The sequence below is a fragment of the Desulforhopalus glucosivorans genome, assembly GCF_054397165.1.
This window is the reverse complement of the sequence record NZ_AP044854.1, coordinates 1,017,969-1,036,882: the sequence shown is the minus strand read 5'-3', so window position 1 is coordinate 1,036,882 and position 18,914 is coordinate 1,017,969. Positions and strand designations below refer to the sequence as shown.

The 18,914-nt window shown below is 43.6% G+C and carries 13 protein-coding genes; 5 read left to right on the top strand and 8 right to left on the bottom strand.

Features of this window, described 5'->3' with window-relative positions:
- Positions 1 to 222: 222 nt before the first annotated feature.
- Complete coding sequence (locus tag ACX6CI_RS04455; RefSeq protein ID WP_458776970.1) at positions 223 to 819, bottom strand: Maf family protein; 597 nt, start codon at positions 817 to 819, stop codon at positions 223 to 225.
- Positions 820 to 982: 163 nt separating this feature from the next.
- Between ACX6CI_RS04455 and ACX6CI_RS04450 the strand changes: the two genes are divergently transcribed.
- The 3 genes from ACX6CI_RS04450 to ACX6CI_RS04440 are packed head-to-tail and all read left to right on the top strand — an operon-like array spanning position 983 to position 4,944.
- Positions 983 to 2,461: a transglutaminase-like domain-containing protein gene (locus ACX6CI_RS04450; protein ID WP_458776969.1), complete on the top strand. Its 1,479-nt coding sequence runs from the start codon at positions 983 to 985 to the stop codon at positions 2,459 to 2,461.
- A 14-nt stretch (positions 2,462 to 2,475) separates the two neighbouring features.
- Complete coding sequence (locus ACX6CI_RS04445; RefSeq protein ID WP_458776968.1) at positions 2,476 to 3,285, top strand: ABC transporter ATP-binding protein; 810 nt, start codon at positions 2,476 to 2,478, stop codon at positions 3,283 to 3,285.
- 9 nt (positions 3,286 to 3,294) lie between these two features.
- Positions 3,295 to 4,944 (top strand): putative ABC transporter permease subunit, encoded by a 1,650-nt coding sequence (locus ACX6CI_RS04440; RefSeq protein WP_458776967.1) that lies wholly within the window; start codon positions 3,295 to 3,297, stop codon positions 4,942 to 4,944.
- Positions 4,945 to 5,044: 100 nt separating this feature from the next.
- On the opposite strand, the gene fabL is transcribed toward ACX6CI_RS04440, so the two are convergent.
- The 4 genes from fabL to ACX6CI_RS04420 form a co-directional block, all read right to left on the bottom strand.
- Positions 5,045 to 5,788 (bottom strand): enoyl-[acyl-carrier-protein] reductase FabL, encoded by a 744-nt coding sequence (gene fabL, locus ACX6CI_RS04435; RefSeq protein ID WP_458778434.1) that lies wholly within the window; start codon positions 5,786 to 5,788, stop codon positions 5,045 to 5,047.
- Between the two features lie 91 nt (positions 5,789 to 5,879).
- Positions 5,880 to 6,815, bottom strand: a complete 936-nt coding sequence (locus ACX6CI_RS04430; protein WP_458776966.1) for a DUF362 domain-containing protein — start codon at positions 6,813 to 6,815, stop codon at positions 5,880 to 5,882.
- A 455-nt stretch (positions 6,816 to 7,270) separates the two neighbouring features.
- Positions 7,271 to 8,455: a phosphoglycerate dehydrogenase gene (locus ACX6CI_RS04425; protein ID WP_458776965.1), complete on the bottom strand. Its 1,185-nt coding sequence runs from the start codon at positions 8,453 to 8,455 to the stop codon at positions 7,271 to 7,273.
- A 127-nt stretch (positions 8,456 to 8,582) separates the two neighbouring features.
- Positions 8,583 to 10,268: a B12-binding domain-containing radical SAM protein gene (locus ACX6CI_RS04420; protein ID WP_458776964.1), complete on the bottom strand. Its 1,686-nt coding sequence runs from the start codon at positions 10,266 to 10,268 to the stop codon at positions 8,583 to 8,585.
- Between the two features lie 183 nt (positions 10,269 to 10,451).
- On the opposite strand from ACX6CI_RS04420, the gene ACX6CI_RS04415 reads away from it, so the two are divergent.
- On the top strand, positions 10,452 to 13,526 hold the full coding sequence (locus ACX6CI_RS04415) for a ChaN family lipoprotein (protein ID WP_458776963.1): 3,075 nt from the start codon (positions 10,452 to 10,454) through the stop codon (positions 13,524 to 13,526).
- Between the two features lie 230 nt (positions 13,527 to 13,756).
- Positions 13,757 to 14,722, top strand: coding sequence for a peptidylprolyl isomerase (locus tag ACX6CI_RS04410; RefSeq protein ID WP_458776962.1), 966 nt, complete (start codon positions 13,757 to 13,759; stop codon positions 14,720 to 14,722).
- Between the two features lie 222 nt (positions 14,723 to 14,944).
- Here ACX6CI_RS04410 and trpS read toward each other — a convergent pair whose 3' ends face one another.
- The 3 genes from trpS to ACX6CI_RS04395 all read right to left on the bottom strand — a co-directional run bounded on the left by trpS (position 14,945) and on the right by ACX6CI_RS04395 (position 18,776).
- A complete protein-coding gene (trpS, locus tag ACX6CI_RS04405) occupies positions 14,945 to 15,910 on the bottom strand; it encodes a tryptophan--tRNA ligase (RefSeq protein ID WP_458776961.1) in 966 nt (321 codons plus the stop codon).
- A 177-nt stretch (positions 15,911 to 16,087) separates the two neighbouring features.
- Entirely contained in the window at positions 16,088 to 17,998 is a 1,911-nt protein-coding gene (gene dnaK / locus ACX6CI_RS04400; protein WP_458776960.1) for a molecular chaperone DnaK, read from the bottom strand.
- A 163-nt stretch (positions 17,999 to 18,161) separates the two neighbouring features.
- The gene (locus ACX6CI_RS04395; RefSeq protein WP_458776959.1) at positions 18,162 to 18,776 is read right to left on the bottom strand and encodes a nucleotide exchange factor GrpE; all 615 of its coding nucleotides are present in this window, start codon (positions 18,774 to 18,776) and stop codon (positions 18,162 to 18,164) included.
- Positions 18,777 to 18,914 lie beyond the last annotated feature (138 nt).

Here is an 18,914-nt window from a genome sequence, read left to right as displayed (position 1 = left end):
TCTCTGGCTACAAATCCTTTAGTAAGAGAAATCAAATATTTTCATTAAAAATTTCTTTTGCAATATCAAAAACTAATGGTCTTGTCCTGGGACCAGTACAATTACTCGATACATACGTAGGCTATTTTAGACACAGTCACATATTATATCAGCTCCAATTCTTCAATTAAAGCCAAATCTTCCAGAAGGGACAACGACTACAACCAATAGATGGGCAGCGGCTCACTCGACACTAATTTCGATTATCTTTTCTTCTACCAAAATCTCCAGAAGTTCGGCCACTGGCAACCCTACAACGTTAGTATATGAGCCTTCAATACTCCGAACAAACATTCCACCTACCCCCTGTATGCCGTAGGCACCAGCCTTATCCATGGGCTCACCTGTTGCCACATAAGCCCGTGCAGCATCTTTAGAAAATTCAGTAAAGGTGACCCTTGTCTCAACACTACGCACCCTGACAACCTGTCGACTCTTCTGCATTACACAAAAGCCGCTTCGGACAATATGCTCTCGCCCCGACAGCTGAAGCAGGAGATCAACAGCATGGTCTGTAGAAAGAGGCTTACCAAGAATAGTTTGACCAAGACAGACAATAGTATCACCGCTGATAACACAGCTTTCCGGAAACTGACCTGCCACACAAGATGCTTTTTCTCTTGCCATCCTAAGGACAAAATCCCCTGGCAATTCATGCTCCATAGCAGCTTCATTGATGGAGGCAACAACTACATCAAATGACAGGCCAAGGTTTTCTAAAAACTCTTTACGTCTTGGCGACCCGGAGGCCAGAATAATTGATTGTTTGCTGTTATACATATTTTACCACTTTAAAATTGAGTACTGTAATACAGAATCGACAACAAAGCTTCTATTTCCATAACAGTCCTTAGATGTAACACTATAGTTTTACAGTAATTTCATCATATCAACCTGGCATTATACAAATGAAAAGCCCTTTACCATTCACAATTGTCTGCAAATGGATATACTTAAATACATGGGTATAAACTATTACAGCAAGGCAAATATAGTAAAAATTACAATTCTTTTCGTATGGTGCCTTCTCTTTATTCTTCTGCTAAAACGAGATGTTTTCCTTGAAACAGTAGATTTAAGAGAAATTGCGACCATAGAACTTGCGGAAGCAGAAGAGTACCAATCAGTTTACTTTAAACGTGAAAAGATTGGCCATGTGATGCAGCGATACTCAAAACAACCTGATGACACCATAGAGCTTGTCCAGAAAGCACAACTCAATCTCAATGTGGCTGGGTCAATACAGGGTTTACAGTTAAACCTTCTGGCCACCCTAACAGAAAAAACCCAGCTCAAGTCTTTCAATTTTTCTTTTAATTCTCCATTTTATAAAATGAATGCAACGGGAACAGTGGAAGGAAATTCTATTAGTTACACCATTCATACTGGAAACAATACAATCTCCGATAGCGTTACTCTTCCCCAGCCACCAATTCTCACTACTGCCAGACGCCCATATCTGCTCAAAGAAAACATACAACCAGGCGATAAGGTTAAAATCCCATGGTTTGATCCTTTTTCTCTGACAGGCAAGGAATCGGTGATTGAGTATAAGGGGAAAGAAGCTATTCAGATTAGAGGTCGCATCCAGAACCTCCATCATTTTATTGAGTCTTTTTCAGGTTCCAGAATTAACTTGTGGCTCAACGACTCCGGGAGAGTTGTGAAACAGGAATCTCCAGCAGGCTTTATATTTATTAAAGAGCCAAAATTCAAAGCCCTGCAACAATCATCAACAAGTGATGACATCCTTAACGCTGTCGCGGTGCAGCGTATTGGCCCACTCACACTACGTGACGATACAATGCAATATCGTCTCAGCTTCCCGGAAGACGCAATACTGGATCTGAGTGGTGGCAGACAGCAATTTCAAGATGGTATACTCACTGTGACAAGCGAACTCCACAATAAAGAAAACCACCCGTCCTGCACTCCCAGCCCTGAAGACTATCAAGCAACACCATATGTTCAGGTAAACCATCAAGAGATCATGAGTCTTAGCAGCAGCCTTACAGCAGAAACCAACAACACCTATCAGAAGGTAGAGGTCCTTGCCGACTGGGTACACAACAATATTGAAAAAAGACCAGTTCTAGGCCTGCCTGATGCGCTCACCACCCTCAAGAATCTGCGGGGGGATTGTAACGAACATGCTGCACTTTTTGCAGCCCTTGCCAGGGCCTCTGGTCTCCCCACACGTATCGTTGCAGGGGTCACATCTCATAAAGAGGGATTCTACTATCACGCATGGAACGAGGTCTGTTTAGACAACAGCTGGATGAGCATTGATACCACCACAAACCAGAAACCAGCAGACCTTAGTCACATTAGACTGGTTATTGGTGAAATGCAGGAGCAGGTGCGCATTGGTGCCCTTCTTGGTAAATTAGTCATAGAACCTCTCGCTGAAGACAGTCCATAAATAACACACATATTATGACAAACATACCCCTACTTAGCATACATAACCTCACAAAATCCTTTGGTGGATTTAATGCAGTCCATAATCTTAACCTTGAAATCAACCCGGGCGAAATATTTGGTTTTCTTGGTCCCAATGGTGCCGGTAAGACCACAACGATTAAAATGCTCGCTGGTCTTCTTCTGCCAACCGAAGGCCACATCACAATAAACGGCAGGTTGCTCCACGAAGAACCAATTGCTTGCAAACAGGACACAGGTTATATACCTGACCGGCCCTATCTATATGAAAAATTAACAGGAATGGAGTATCTAAGCTTTATTGCCAGTCTGTATCGCACCTCAACCGATCCACTGGCTGAAGCAAAAAATTACCTCAATCTCTTTGACCTCAAGGACTGGCAGGACCACCTCATAGAGGGTTATTCCCATGGAATGCGGCAAAAATTGATCATGACCTCAATTTTCATGCTCAACCAACCACTCATTGTAGTAGATGAACCGATGGTGGGCCTTGATCCTAAAAGTGCCCGTATCGTAAAAGAACTCTTCAAATCCAAAGCAAAATCTGGCATCAGCGTCTTTCTCTCTACCCATTCAATGGAAATTGCTGAAGAACTCTGCGACCGTATTGGTATCATTGTCAAAGGCGAAATCAAAGCCAGCGGAACTATGGACCAGCTACGAAGCCAAGGAGGAGAGTCAACCAATAACCTTGAAGATATATTCCTTGAGCTGACAGGGGCACAGGAATTACAATCCATCATACAGGCCCTCCGAACAAAGACAGTGAGCACACCTGTATCCTCCGACAAACAGGGATAAAGGGATACGATGAACTTCCGCCTTTTTATGCCTTGGCTCTATACTGCTAAAAACAGGTTCTGGGCCGATAAAAAAACTAGCAGCAGAACCAGCATAATTGTGATGTTGGCCCTTGCTGTCTGTTTTCTTATTTATCTTGGCAGCATTAAAGTGCTTGGTTACTTCCATGCACAAGATGAGCTTGGTGTGATACTTAGCCTGAAAATTTTCCAGATGATGTGGATCATGCTATTTAGTATGCTCATTTTTTCAGCTATGATTACTGCTGTTTCAACCATCTATCTCTCAGAAGATAATGAAATTTTTCTAGCTGCCCCTAGACCACACAGAGAAATATTCAGACTGCGCTTTTTCATAACCAGCCTTTCCACTTCGTGGATGGTAGTGATTTTCTCCCTTCCAGTTTTTGGAGCCTATGGCAAAATATTTGACGCGGGCCTCATGTTCTGGCCCCTGGTCCTCTTTGCTGTTCCGTCCGTTGCCCTTATCGGAACTGGCATAGCCAGCCTCATAACCATAAGTATTGTCTTTCTTTTTCCGGCCAGAAGAACCAAGGATATTATTTTTTATCTCTCGCTGCTCTTTGGTGTATTCCTGTATCTGGTCTTTCGAATGATTCGGCCTGAAGAACTTGTCAACCCTGAACAATATGGACAGTTTATAGAGTATTTCAGTGCCATATCCAGGCCGGTAGGGCCATGGTTACCAGCGGCCTGGGGGGCAAAGTTACTTTCAACCTATCTGTTGGATCGTCAGATTGACTGGCTGCTCACAGGTCTACTCACAACCACTCCTCTTGTATTATTTTTTGCTGGAGAATTTGCTATGGATCGGCTGTTTCTATCGGGTTACTCAAAATCACAGGAATCATTTGCAGGCGGTCATCACTTTAAACCACCAACGATGTTCCAGGGACAAACTGCATGGTTTTTCAGGAAAGAATTACGACACTTCACTAGAGACTCTGCAGAATGGTCGCAATTTTTCATGATTGCAGCCCTTATAGTCGTCTATCTGTATAACTTTAAAGTCCTGCCACTTGACCGCTCTCCAATACCTACAGTGTATATCAGCAACCTGATAGGCTTTGCCAATATTGGTCTCACAGGTTTTCTGGCCGCATCCCTTGCCACCAGGTTTGTTTACCCTTCAATCGGTTCTGAAAAGGGGGCTTTTTATCTTATAACCAGTGGACCTCTCACACTAAAAAAATTTCTTTCCATTAAATTTCTCTTTTATGTTGGTCCATTCACTCTTCTCACCCTCCTGCTTATCATAGCCTCCAATCATCTGCTTCAGATATCAGGCCCCCTTGAGTGGATCTCAGTTATTACTGCTCTCATTATGACCTGGACGGTACTTGGAATGGCTCTCGGGTTTGGATCACTCTATGCAGATTTCAAGGCAGAAAACCGTGTCGCCTCCATGGGCCCTGGTGCCATCCTCTTTTTACTTTCAGCCATGTTATATCAATTACTTTTCCTTGGAGCAGGCCTTCTACCGACATACAGACTTCTGAAAAAAGGAATTATCACCCCCGCAAGCGTTCCTCTTCCCGAAATATTTTCCATTATTATCTGGCTCACCACAGGGACTACTGTTTCGGCAATCATCGTAGTTATCATATGTAAAAAAGGTATTCGTCGCCTCAGCGGATAAAAAAAGGGCGTATATCAGACAATCTGATGTACACCCTTTTCACATTTTACCCAGATATTCACAACGCAATATCAGGTACCATTTTTTACACTACAGATCGTTACCCTCTAATTGCATACCCTCCATCCACAGTAATGACCTGTCCCTGAATCATCGTAGCGAGTTCACTACAAAGAAAAAGTGCGATATCGGCAACATCGGCAGGGGTGGTCAAACGCCCCAATGGAGTGCGCTCCATTGCGGTTGTTAAGATCTGATCCCGGTTTGGAAAATGTTTAAGGGCATCGGTATCAACAGCACCTGCACTAATGGTGTTCACATTTATATTTTTAGGACCAAGTTCCACAGCCAGATGACGAACCAGCGACTCAAGAGCGGCTTTTGATGCACCAACTGTTGTGTAATTTTCAATGGCACGAACAGATCCAAGACTTGAAACCGCCATAACCCTGCTGCCACTTTTCATAAGAGGAAGCGCCCCTTGAACAAGCTTAAGAAGGGCTCTTGCATTAATGTCCATAGCCCAGTCCCAGTGACGTTCAGTTAACTCGAGAGCTGGTTTCAAAACACCGGATGCAGCGTTGCTCACAAGAATATCGAGACGCCCAAACTCATCCTTTATAGTGTTAAACATGTTCGTCACATCATCACCGCTAGCTACATTAGCTTTAATTAACAAACATTTACGTCCCAGCTTTTCAACAGCATCTGCTGTATCCCTTGCATCTTTTTTATGACGAACATAGTTAACAACTACATCTGCACCCTGCTCAGCCAGACGAATAGCTATCGCCCGCCCAATACCACGGGAACCACCAGTTACCAGTGCAATCTTATCCTGCAAATCAAACATACTAAAATATCCTATTAGAATTTATTAAAATCAATATACTGTCATACAACAAAGTTTTACATACAATTTCATACCAGGCCTATCAACTGCGGAGTTTCAAGCCCAAGCGTTTACACATTCCTGAGATAAATCTGAAGGGGTTAAACCGAACAGGATTCAAACCCGCAGGAGGAACAAAACCCGCCCCTCTGAAATCAGACGTCAGAGAGAGTGGAAAATCTATAGTAGACATCTCAGAACCCGTGAGCCCCATCTCTTTAGCAACTCTATTAAGGGGAATGTTCCGGGGATCAAGCTGCAAGAGATCAGCAATTGCTGTATCAAGGGCCACAGGAGACGCCGCGCCACCAACACATCCAACGGCAAGAGGGTAACCATCTAATGGCCCTGATCCCGACATAACCTCAATTCCATCGATCAAATGAAACTGACGAGGTAATAGCTCAACAAGGCCTAGAATTATTTCAGAAAAATTTTGATGGCTATTGTCACAACTCATATGCAGCAGAGCCTTATTTACTCCCTTAACTATGCCAAAGATATTCTTCACAGCTAAGGTCACATACATTTGATTATGGGCCTTAATGCGGGGCAAACCCACAAAATAATCGCACTCAAGTGACTCAGCAGCAATAGTAACACTTCTGTTACAGGATAGTTTCTTCTCAATCGGCCTTTTGAAATTGACGATATCCACACCAATTTTTTCAAGTGGCCCGGTTATCTTTCTCGCCTGGCATACGCTCCGCGCGGTACCAAAGGCAGGAGAATCACCAACTTTAACCCTTGCACCCTGCTCCTTAAACCAGAGTGCAACCCCCTCAATAAACTGAGGATGACTGCAGGATAAGGCAGACCCACGGGAACTGATAAGATTTGGCTTTAACAGCACAGTTGAACCATGCAACTGCTTAAAGTGATCAAGCCCTGCGGCAAAACCGTCCACAATCATCGATATTTTCCGAGCGTAATATTCTGTGCACGACGAAAGATAGACATTGTGTCTTAATTGATCCATAACAAACTATTTTTTACTTTGAAGTCGTTCAAAAGAGAAAAACCGGGCCTCGTATGAGGTCCGGTTTTTCCAGGAGAAAAGAGAGAAGAGATAAAGCATAATACTTAATGCATCATGTGTGCCAAAACCCCAACGACCCGCGATAAATACATATTTACAGATAGTTACACAACATACTTACCTTTTCAAACATTGCAAAATAGTACAATATTTTATACTCCACAAGACCTTTAAGATCACTTCTTCATTTCTTACCCACAAAAACAGTAAGATATAAGGCTAATTTTTTTAACTACCCCTAATTTTTACTTTTGCTTGAGCCTTTTGCAAAAATAAAATTTTCATTCAAGATTGAGACTTGTGCAAAACTTTAACCACAGGCATATCTTTATATTCCGAGGATAAAATTTTGAACAGAACGAAAATATTAGCGAATAGGCATTTTTGCAAATGGCTTACTTAATAAAACAGATAACCCTCGTCCGTATAACATCCTTGTTTTCCTCAATACTTTTTACAACTGAATCAGGAATCAAATCTTCCACGTCAATAATATTATACCCCACTGTGCCATTTGACTGATTAAGATAGCTGGCGATATTCACATTATTATCACCAAATATATTAGACACAAATGCGATCATACCAGGCACGTCCTTATTTATTACAATAAGTCTGCAGCGGACATTATCACTTGGGGTAGACTCAATATTGGGAAAGTTAACACTATGGAGCACATTACCGTATTTCAGATAATTGGAAATTTCTTTCACCGCCATGGTTGAGCAATTCTCTTCAGATTCAGAGGTAGAGGCACCCAGGTGGGGTGTTGCCAAAACCTTCTCATGACGAACGAGAGCCGGGGTCGGGAAATCACATAGATAGGCTTCAAGATGCCCATTATCAAGGGCTTCAACCACAGCCTCTTCATTTACAATAGGTTCGCGGGAGTAGTTGACCAGAACCGCACCTTTTTTCATCCGGCTAATAAACTCAGCATCAACCAGTCCTCTGGTTCGTTCAATAAGTGGTAAATGCAGACTAACCACATCAGCATTTCCTACTGCATCATCAAGGTTTCTACAGACACGCACCTCAGGAGACAGCTGATGAATATTTGATAATGCCGGTGCCGGATCAAAACCATTTACCTTCATATGCCTGTGAATACCACCATTGGCAAGACGTACACCTATCTGACCAAGTCCTACCACAGCAAGGGTTTTCCCCTGGATTTCCTCACCTTTAAAGGCCGCCTTCCTGGCTTCAACCTCATCACTGACCTTATCAGGATCCATTGCTGCTAATCCTTTACAAAAATCAATACCCTTATAGATATTTCTCTTCCATACACCAAGCATTGGAAAAACGAGATCGACAACCGCATTAGCGTTCGCTCCGGGGGTGTTAAATACACAAATTCCACATTCCGTAGCACGATCTACGTTGATGTTGTTTGTTCCTGCACCAGCCCTTGCCACTGCAAGTAGGGAATCATAATCATCAACATTTAATTGTGAACTACGCAGAATAATACCCTCTGGATCGGTCTCTTCTGCGGAAACCGTAAATTTATCTGTAAATAGTTTTAGACCTTCTTCTGCAATATTATTTATCTTCTTAATTTTATAGGACGACATGGAATTCTCCTTATTGCATTTTCGATTGATTGCTCGACAAGTTTACGGTGGAAAATATAGAAACAGATGATAACTATATACAGACGGACTAAGAGGTCAACACTTTTCACAACAATCTTCTTTTACATCATAAAACCAGTATTTTACTGTAACCATGTATTGAACTGTCGCGGTCTGTTAAAAAACAGAGCACAGGTTGGTCAGAATTTATTGTTATACCCATTTCTACCGCAGTTTTTTCCGAAATACGTAGAAAATACCCTTTCCTAAAAAATTTATTTCGGGTTTTCCGTGTAAAAAAACCCTCGAGCTCATCCGGTAAACGTTCCATTAATGACTGTTTTGTATCCAGCGGCTGCTCACTGTTACCATCAGGAACAAGACAAGGGGGAAGAAAACGATGATTACAGCGCAGCCAGTCAACCCTGAGTAGTTCTTTAATAAGACTGCTGTCAGCACGCCCCCCCAGCAAAATAATCAATTTTTCACACATCAGTTCATGGGTTGCAGCAAAAGAGAAGAAATGCGTGGCCTTACATAAGCTCAACAAAGATTTAAAAAAGATAACTATATCTTCATTGTTGCTGCGAAAATAGTCCCACAACAACACAAAGTACCGATTGTTCATGAATTTTTCCACACATTCAGAGAACCAGTAGAGTTCCTGAATCGTTCCATGGTCCATCCAGCGATTTTCTAGAACTGAATATGGGGGGATTAGACTGTGCTTATACGTATACTCGAGGGCACTATAACAGAGGGGTGTGTCTGGCAAAATCTTTAATAAACCCATTTGGATATAGTTTGCCCCCATAGCAAACACCTCCCTAAAAGAGTTTGCAAACGTTTCTGCCGTCTCATAGGGAAGACCAAGAATCAGGTCCACATGCAGATGAATGGTTCCAAGTTGAGCGAGTTTTTCTATTGTTTGATGGACAATCGTTGCATCAACACTTCTGTTCACTGCTGCAAGGGTTGCTGGATGGGTTGACTGGATACCAATTTCAAACTGAAACCTCCCCCTGCCTATTCCTTCTAGAAACTCAAACATCTCAGGCGTAAATCTATCCGGTGCCATTTCAAAATGAAACAGGGTCTCCCCCCCCTCAGCAATAAGAAATTCCCATATGGCAAGAGCCCGACCAGAGAGATCATTGAAAGTTCTATCGATAAAACGCACGACCTTAGGACTATGGGAGAGTATTTCTCTCAACTCTTTTTTTACAAGATCAAGCGGCTTGTGATACACACCCTTTTCCACTGATGAGAGACAGTAACTACAACCAAACATACAGCCGCGTGAGCTCTCATAATAGATATGTCGATTGTCCAGATGACTACTAAAGTCCTCATCCTTATAGGGATAACTGAAGGTACGGTCTGCACTTTTAAAATAGTCTGCCTCATACTTCTTTGCAGGTTTACCAGCAATGAGGTCCGTATAGAACTGCTCCCCTACAGCTTCAATTGCACCGAGCACCACACTACAGTTTAGCGTATCAAGCTGACGCTCTATAACTGATGCCTGGGGGCCGCCGATAATAACGCGACAATTTGGCAGACAGACAGCAAGATCCCTCGTGAGCTTTTCCACAAGCTCGCTGTTCCAGATTGCAGCGGAAAAAAATATACATTTGGGGTCACCGGAACTCAAACGTAGAAGAGACTCAAAATAGTTGTCGTTTATGGTTAGTTGCACTATTTCTGTACGACAGTTCTGGTAGTGTACTTCCAGTTCATTTCGCAGGTAAAAGAGGGCAAGACAGGAGTGAGTATAACGTCCATTTATACCGACAAGTTTAATTGAATCCATATTAATTAGGTACCAGGTTCAGCATATCTTTTCTTCTGAGATAAGTTTTTTTAAGCAAAACAATTCTATCGCACTTATTTTATGAGCAATATACGAGTTTTTGCAGGACGACTCTATCATAAGCCGGCTCAATAACTGTACTATGAGCTCCTCAACATATTCACCAGATAGTGGAAAAGTCAAATGTCATATCTCTTTAATACGTGTTTTATCTCCTGTCTCTCTATTCTTATCTTGTTCACCCACCACGGAACAGCATATGCCACAGATAAAGACTCCCCCCTTTATGAACTCGCAATAAGTTTTGACATAGAGCACAATCGTTTAACGGGTACTGCAAAAATTATTATCCCTGCCCATAACGATCTATCGCTTTCTCTTGCTGGGCTTACGATCACAGGAGCATTCGTGCAGCATGCAAACGGTGCTGAAAACATACTCGATGACAGGTCAAATGTTCTTGGGTTTACAGCAGAACCGAGCGCGAGGACCCTCTATCTCTCCTACATAAGAGATGTTAGTAACGACTATAGTAGTCTCATTGATAAACAGGGCATTTCCCTTACCCATGGCTGGTACCCGTATCCATCGGGTCCTTATATATTTAAACTCTCGGCTCAGCTGCCTGAAGGTTTTACAGCAATAACCCAGTCAGACTCTTTTCCGCTCTCTGCTCAGTCAGGCACAGTACAATCAACCTGGAGTAAACCCGCAACAGATATTTCATTTATAGCAGGCCCCTACGAGACTCAGAAAATCAAGGTCAGGGATGACCTCTTTGTCTATTCTATGTTTTTTCATGAAGATAAGGATCTGACACAGGGCTATCTTGAGGCAGCGGCTGACTATATTAGAAAATATGAAAAAGAGGTGGGGTCTTTTCCATACAATCACTATGTCATTGTGGCCAACAGACTCCCCACCGGCTACGGCATGCCTTCATTCACTCTGATCGGCCAGATGGTACTCCGATTGCCCTTTATTAAATCCAGTTCCCTTGGTCATGAGATTCTTCACTCATGGTTTGGAAATGATGTGGAAGTGGACTATGAATACGGCAACTGGTGCGAGGGATTGACTTCATTTTTAGCTGACCATGCCTACAGGGCAGCTGAAGGTAAGGGACCAGAAGATAGAAAAGCAAGTCTCATTAAATACCACAGCTATGTACATGGCAGTAACACAGAACCATTTACCCTTACGGATTTTCGTTCGGCAAGCCACAACCAACCGCTTGCAGATGCAAAAAGATCAGTTGGCTACAATGGTGGAGCCTTTTTATTCCATGAGTTACAAGAATTACTCGGTAAAGAAGTTTTTTCTAGGGGCATTCGTAATTTTTACACCAGTAACAGTGGCCAATCCGCCTCATGGAGAGATATACAAACCAGTTTTGAAACTGTATCTGGAAAAAATCTTCAAACATTTTTCAAGACCCGACTGACCATGAAAACTCCACCTCAAATTACAGCCACAGACATATCAATCCAGTCAAAAAGCGGTATTACACTAAGTTTTACACTGGGCCAAACAGCTGATGCAGTTGTGCCGCTCCAGATCCCGATCCATGTTACAACTATGTCAGGCACCTATGTTTTCCATGAGCAACTGGACGTAGCGAGCAAAAATTTAACGCTTCGCCTTCCTGATATGCCCCTGCGCTTTAGTCTCGATCCTGACTATACGTTACTGCGGCAACTGGCTCCTGAAGAAGTAGTACCTGTGTGGTCACAGTTTCTAGGGGCAGAGAAGAAACTTATCATCCTGGCATCCGAGGCTGACCGTCAAAAATACAGCCCTTTTATACACTCACTCAAAAAATATGACCCGACAGTTGCAGTGGCAGATTCAGTGACAAACCAGATGCTTATTGATAACAACCTGCTCTTTTTAGGTGCCAATCAACTCCCGTGCAGGTCTATATTTGGTTCCATTTCCCATAAAGAGGGTAGCCTCACAGTGGATATTCGAAAAAACCCACTTCATCCGGGCTTTGTGGCAGCGATTATTTCAGATAAGAGAAAATCACCCTCCCCATCAGCTGCGAGAAGATTATCTCACTACGGCAGGTACTCTTATCTTGAGTTCAATTCAGATGGCTCTGTAGAAAAAGACATCGCGACCGCGGCAAATGGAATCAAGTACCAGCTGGAACGGCTCCCTGCAGGGGGTGCAACTGGTGCTCTATCAGGGTTTGACACTATTATTGATGAACTTCTCACAAAACGGGTGATTTACCTTGGGGAAACCCACAACTCCCTCCCAGATCACATACTACAACTCCGCGTGATTGAGGCACTCTATCAAAAGGACCCACAAATAGCCATTGCCATGGAGATGTTCCCCAGTTCCTCCCAGAAGAGTTTGGATGCATTCACGAGAACAGGTTCGACCATGGATGAAAAAACCTTTCTCAAAGAGTCTGATTATTTCAATGTCTGGAGGTATGATTATCGCCTCTTTCGAAATACTCTAAACTTTGCAAAAGAAAAGAATATACCTGTACTGGGAATTAACCTGGACCGTAAGATTGTCTCTGATGTTTTCCGCGCGGGCAACACCGACGGGCTCAGCCAAGACGTTACTGCTCACCTTGTGATTGATAGAAACCTTGATCTGCCCGGTTACCAGGAACGCTTAGCTGTTGTGCATAATGCACACGTCAGCGGCAAACACGCTAGCGGTGGTTCCAGCGGTTTTATTCAATCCCAGGCTCTTTGGGATGAGACCATGGCTGTTAACATCGTCTCTTACCTTAACAATAATCCTGAGCGCAGAGTAATTGTAATCGCTGGCAACCAGCATACCCGAAAAGACTCTGGCATTCCTCCAAGGGTCTCAAGCCGGATAGACACTGCTCAAGCAAGTGTCATCAATATATACGATGGCACCACACCTGCAAATATTCTTGAAACGGCTGACTATTTTTTCCTTGCCGATAATCTTGAGCTTCCTCCCTCTCCTAAAATCGGACTCGTTCTCACGGAACCTGCAGAAGGAAGCACAATGAAAGGACTCACCATCGACCAGCTCAGTCCCCATGGGAAGGCAGGTGATGCGGGCCTTAAGGTTGGTGATATTGTTATTCGGTTAGGCGACGATACAATAGAAGATATGGCGGACCTTCGCATTGCCATGATAGATGCAAGTGCCGGTGACACCCTTGAGATAGAGGTGCTACGAGGAGACAAAGAGAAACAGCGTCAGGTTTTTAAAGTTGAGCTAACCATACCGCAAATGCCAAAAGGCCATCCATAATTTTTCACTGACCAAATGAACTTTTCCCACAACAGACCATGGACATAGGACTGTTTAGGGTTTATGTTTGATGCGATCTTTTTCATAAGACCAGGTGTTTACCCAACAAAAAAGGGTACAATACCATGGAATTTTTCATTTCCCCCTTTGCAAAAGGAGAATCGATGTATAGAATCTGCACGCTGTTTGTATTAATTTTATCTTGTATACTTTTATCTGGAGAATCTGGAATGGCTGAAACAAAACTCAAAGATGGTCTTTACGCCAAATTTGACACCGCAAAAGGTGAAATAATCTGTCTTCTTGAATATAAGAAGACTCCTCTTACAGTTACTAACTTTGTAGCACTTGCTGAAGGAACCAAGGATCTTGGTGGCGGAGCAAAAGCTCAGGGCGACAAGTTCTATGATGGTCTGAAATTCCACCGTGTTATTCCTGATTTCATGATCCAGGGCGGCTGCCCTCTCGGTACCGGTACCGGTGGTCCTGGCTACACCTTTCCTGATGAGATTGACCCAAGCCTCAAGCATGCAAAACCTGGTGTACTTTCCATGGCAAATGCAGGTCCTGGAACCAATGGCAGTCAATTCTTCATCACCCATGTTCCAACTCCATGGCTCGATGGCAAACATTCCGTATTTGGTCACGTTGTGTCCGGTATGGATGTTGTTAACCAGATTGAAGGTGACGATCTTCTCAACTCTGTGGAGATCATCCGCGTCGGTGAAGAAGCTGAGAATTTTGTAGCAACCCAGGAGACCTTTGACAGTCTGCTTGCTAATCTTGATAAAGACAAGCGTGAAAGAGAACTTGCTGCCATGGAAGAAGAGCAGAAGGCTATTGAAAAACAGTGGCCAGATGCCATAGTCACTCCATCTGGACTGAAATATGTCGTAGTTGCAGAAGGTGAAGGTGACAGTCCTGAGTCCGGTGCTGTAGTAACCGTTCACTACACCGGCAAACTCCTAGATGGTAAAAAGTTTGACAGCTCATATGACCGTGGTCAGCCCATCGACTTTCCAGTGGGACAGGGGCAGGTCATCAAGGGTTGGGAAGAAGCCATTCTTGGTATGAAAAAAGGTGAGAAGCGTGTTCTGATCATCCCATCAGATCTTGGTTATGGTCCGTCCGGACGTGGACCAATTCCACCTAATGCAACAATGATCTTTGATGTGGAGCTGGTAGACTTTCAATAAGCCTTCATACGATCTTCATTTTAAAAGCCACCTTGCTCATTGGGCAGGGTGGCTTTTTTTTTATCCCACAGGTACGGTCACATCAAAAAGAGATTGAAGGAAATGAGGTTACAAGGTTTTAAGGTTACGAGGTTAAAAAAAGAGACAGAGACTATTTCTCGGAGTCTGCGCTACCTGTTTATTATGACAGCTTTTCCTGAGTAAGGCACTCGTATTGTAGTCCTAATATTTTAACCCTATCTTTTCACGAACAAGATCCAAGGTAACACTCGCCTTTTCACGGGCCTTATCGCTTCCCTTTTGCAATATCTGACGCACCATTTCAGGATCAGATAAATACTCTTTTTTCTTTTCCCGTGCTGCACCAAACTTATCATTGAGCAGATCCAGCAATTCAAGTTTCAGGTAGCCATACGCCGCACCACCATTCACATAGAGACCGTTAATCTCCTCCATTCGCTCTTTTGTTGCAAACAGCTTCATCAACTGATACAGGTTGCAATTATCCGGATCTTTTGGATCCTCAACAGGAGCGGCATCGGTTTCAATGGCCATGACTCTCTTTTTAAGCTGCTTGCCGTCCATAAAAATAGGGATGGTATTGCCGTAGGACTTAGACATCTTTTGCCCATCAAGACCTGGAACCGTGGCAGTTGTCTCACTTATAGCAGGCTCTGGAACAGTAAAAGTATCACCATACTGATTGTTGAACTTAATGGCCAAATCCCGCGCCACCTCTAAGTGCTGTTTCTGATCCTTCCCCACAGGAACCTGATCGGCTTGATATAACAAAATATCGGCTGCCATCAAAATGGGATAAGAAAAGAGACCGTGACTCGCAGCAATTCCTTTTGCGACCTTATCTTTATAGGAGTGACAACGTTCAATAAGTCCCATGGGTGCAAGGGTCGACAAGGCCCAGGTCAACTCGCACACCTCAGGCACATCGGACTGTACCCAGAATATACATTTGTCAGGATCAAGTCCTAATGCCAGGAAATCAGCCGCAGCCTCAATGGTTCCGGTTGCAAGTTTTTTCCCGTCATGGACTGAAGTAAGAGCATGGAGGTCAACGATAAAAACATAGAGTTCAGACGTCTCCATGTTTGAGATCATTGTCTGCATCATACCAAAGTAGTTGCCAATATGTAATTGCCCTGAAGGCTGTATTCCAGATAGTATTTTCATGGTTCGCTCAGTAATAATTATTGTCGTAGTGATTGTTAGCTCAAAAGCAGATCGTCACAATACCGCATTACATAAAAAAAGGGGAGTAGAGAAAATCAATTTCTCTACTCCCCTTCAAAACGACTAAGGTCCGTGTATCCCGGTCTTACTTCTTATTTACCAGGATAGTAATTTAGATTACTTAACCTCTTCGAAGTCGGCGTCTACAACGTCGTCATCATCGTCTTTCTTTGGTTTTGCTCCAGCTTCAGGACCAGCATCCGCTCCATCAGGATTCTCCTTTGCTGCCTGAGCATACATAAGCTCAGCAAGCTTGTGGGAGGCCTGTGTGAGAGCCTCAACCGCCGCCTTAATAGCATCAACATCTTCACCATCTTTTACCTGATTGACGTTGTCAATCTCGGTCTGAACCTTTGCCTTAGTCTCTTCGTCAACCTTGTCACCAAGATCTTTCAGGCTCTTTTCAGTGGCGTGAACCAGTGCATCGGCGGAATTTTTGGTTTCAACCAATTCCTTGCGACGCTTATCTTCTTCAGCGTGCAGCTCAGCATCCTGGGTCATGCGATCGATTTCATCCTGGGTAAGCCCGGACGATGCGGTGATGCTGATTGACTGTTCTTTGCCAGTTCCCAGATCTTTTGCAGAAACAGCCAAAATACCGTTTGCATCAAGGTCAAAGGTAACCTCAATCTGTGGTACACCACGTGGCGCAGGTGGAATGTCAGAGAGTTCAAAACGACCAATGGTCTTATTGTCCTGACTCATCTCACGCTCACCCTGGAGCACGTGAATAGAAACCGCAGGCTGATTATCAGCCGCTGTTGAGAAAATCTGACTCTTCTTAGTAGGAACAGTGGTGTTCTTCTCAATCAGCTTGGTGGTCACGCTACCAAGGGTCTCAATACCAAGAGAAAGAGGGGTAACATCAAGAAGAAGTACATCTTTAACATCTCCCTGAAGAACGCCACCCTGAATTGCAGCACCGATCGCTACAACTTCATCAGGATTCACACCCTTATGAGGCTCTTTACCAAAGATTTCCTGAACCTTCGCTTGTACCATAGGCATACGACTCATTCCACCAACGAGTATAACCTCGTCAATCTCTGAAGCGCTGATACCAGCATCTTTAAGAGCAGTAACACATGGTCCCACAGTTCGTTCTACAAGATCACCAACCAGGTTTTCAAAATTGGCACGACTCAATTTAATGTTGAGGTGCTTGGGTCCTGAAGCATCTGCGGTGATAAATGGCAGATTAATATCAGTTTCCTTCGTGGTGGAAAGTTCCATCTTAGCTTTTTCAGCTTCTTCTTTCAGACGCTGGAGAGCCATTTTATCGGTTCTGAGATCGATCCCCTGCTCACGCTTGAACTCATCTGCGAGCCAGTTAACAATTCTCATATCGAAATCTTCACCACCGAGAAAGGTGTCACCGTTAGTGGACTTCACTTCGAAAACACCATCACCGATTTCGAGGATGGATACATCAAAAGTACCACCACCAAGATCGAAAACAGCAATCTTTTCTTCACCTTTCTTGTCAAGGCCGTAGGCAAGAGACGCAGCGGTTGGCTCGTTGATGATACGCTGAACGTTGAGTCCGGCAATCTTACCAGCATCTTTGGTTGCCTGACGCTGGGAATCATTAAAATAAGCAGGAACAGTAACAACAGCGTCAGTTACCTCTTCGCCTAAATACTCCTCAGCGGTCTGCTTCATTTTAGCGAGGATCATGGCGGAAATCTCAGCAGGTCTATAGACCTTGCCGGCAACATCCACAGAGACACTGCCATTGGTACCTTCCACAATTTTAAATGGACTGATGTCTATAGAACGCTGAACCTCTGCATCGGTAAACTTACGTCCAATAAGTCTTTTAACTGCATATAATGTACGGGTTGGATTGGTTACAGCCTGACGCTTTGCAACCTGACCGACCAAACGCTCATCATTATCAGTAAACGCCACAACTGAAGGAGTAGTTCTGTTTCCTTCAACGTTGGCAATAACCTTGGGATCTCCCCCTTCCATAATTGCGACACAAGAATTGGTTGTACCCAGGTCAATTCCAATAATCTTACCCATCTTTCTTTCTCCTTAAATCTTTCTCAGTGGATTATATATCCAAACAGCATTGCTCAAAGTATTTTATTGCTCTACCCGCGGTAGTGGCAACCTCTTTAAGGTTGTCATCTTCATGGGTTTGTCAAGTAATCTGGCACCCTTTTCACGAGGTGCTTTCGGCAGGTTATTCTTCTTTTTTACCAGAAGAGACAACCACTTTCGCTGCACGTAAGAGCCTGTCCTTGTAATAATAACCTTTCTCAAAATCCGTAAGAACATGGTTCTCAGGAATCGTATCATGGGAATCCATGGTGAGTGCTTCCTGATGCTTTGGATCAAAAGGCTCGCCAACACTATTTATTGCTTTAACTTCAAATTTTTCGAGGGTAGCAACAAGACTTTTAAGCGTCAGCTGAACCCCTTCAACTAGTCCGTCCAAATTTTTCTGTGCATCCGCACCTTCGACCACACCCTGATCGAGTGCACGTTCCAGATTATCCACAGTTGGAAGGATTTCTCTAAAAATTGCCTCTCCCGCATATTTCAAGCTGGCTAGACGATCGCGCTCGACACGTTTTTTGAAATTTTCATTCTCTGCTGCTGCTCTGAGCATCCTGTCCTGTAAGTCAGCTATCTGCTCTCTGGCTTCAGCGAGTTCCTGCTCAGGCCCCTTTGGTGCCTCTTCAGTCACCTGATCACCATCTGCTGCCTGTTGTGTCTCTTCAACATTTTCATCCGTAGTAACATCTGCTGCTACCGGATCGTCCTGGAGTTCTTCGTTTATCTTTACTTCGCTCACCTACTCCTCCATTAATCACCAATTCGTATTTCAAACGCGATTGTCCCTTAAAACAGGACCTGTGCATCTGACCATTTGCAAACCTGAGCCAACAATAAGTAGCCGAAAATTCCTTGTCAAGAGACAGAAAATCAATAA

Excerpts from the sequence above, each read along its gene's own strand:
- ACX6CI_RS04420 (WP_458776964.1), bottom strand. The coding sequence starts at position 10,268 with ATGGATTCAATTAAACTTGTCGGTATAAATGGACGTTATACTCACTCC.
- ACX6CI_RS04430 (WP_458776966.1), bottom strand. The coding sequence starts at position 6,815 with ATGGATCAATTAAGACACAATGTCTATCTTTCGTCGTGCACAGAATAT.
- ACX6CI_RS04425 (WP_458776965.1), bottom strand. The coding sequence starts at position 8,455 with ATGTCGTCCTATAAAATTAAGAAGATAAATAATATTGCAGAAGAAGGT.
- ACX6CI_RS04415 (WP_458776963.1), top strand. The coding sequence starts at position 10,452 with ATGTCATATCTCTTTAATACGTGTTTTATCTCCTGTCTCTCTATTCTT.
- ACX6CI_RS04445 (WP_458776968.1), top strand. The coding sequence starts at position 2,476 with ATGACAAACATACCCCTACTTAGCATACATAACCTCACAAAATCCTTT.
- trpS (WP_458776961.1), bottom strand. The coding sequence starts at position 15,910 with ATGAAAATACTATCTGGAATACAGCCTTCAGGGCAATTACATATTGGC.
- ACX6CI_RS04440 (WP_458776967.1), top strand. The coding sequence starts at position 3,295 with ATGAACTTCCGCCTTTTTATGCCTTGGCTCTATACTGCTAAAAACAGG.
- ACX6CI_RS04455 (WP_458776970.1), bottom strand. The coding sequence starts at position 819 with ATGTATAACAGCAAACAATCAATTATTCTGGCCTCCGGGTCGCCAAGA.
- dnaK (WP_458776960.1), bottom strand. The coding sequence starts at position 17,998 with ATGGGTAAGATTATTGGAATTGACCTGGGTACAACCAATTCTTGTGTC.
- ACX6CI_RS04410 (WP_458776962.1), top strand. The coding sequence starts at position 13,757 with ATGGCTGAAACAAAACTCAAAGATGGTCTTTACGCCAAATTTGACACC.
- ACX6CI_RS04450 (WP_458776969.1), top strand. The coding sequence starts at position 983 with ATGGATATACTTAAATACATGGGTATAAACTATTACAGCAAGGCAAAT.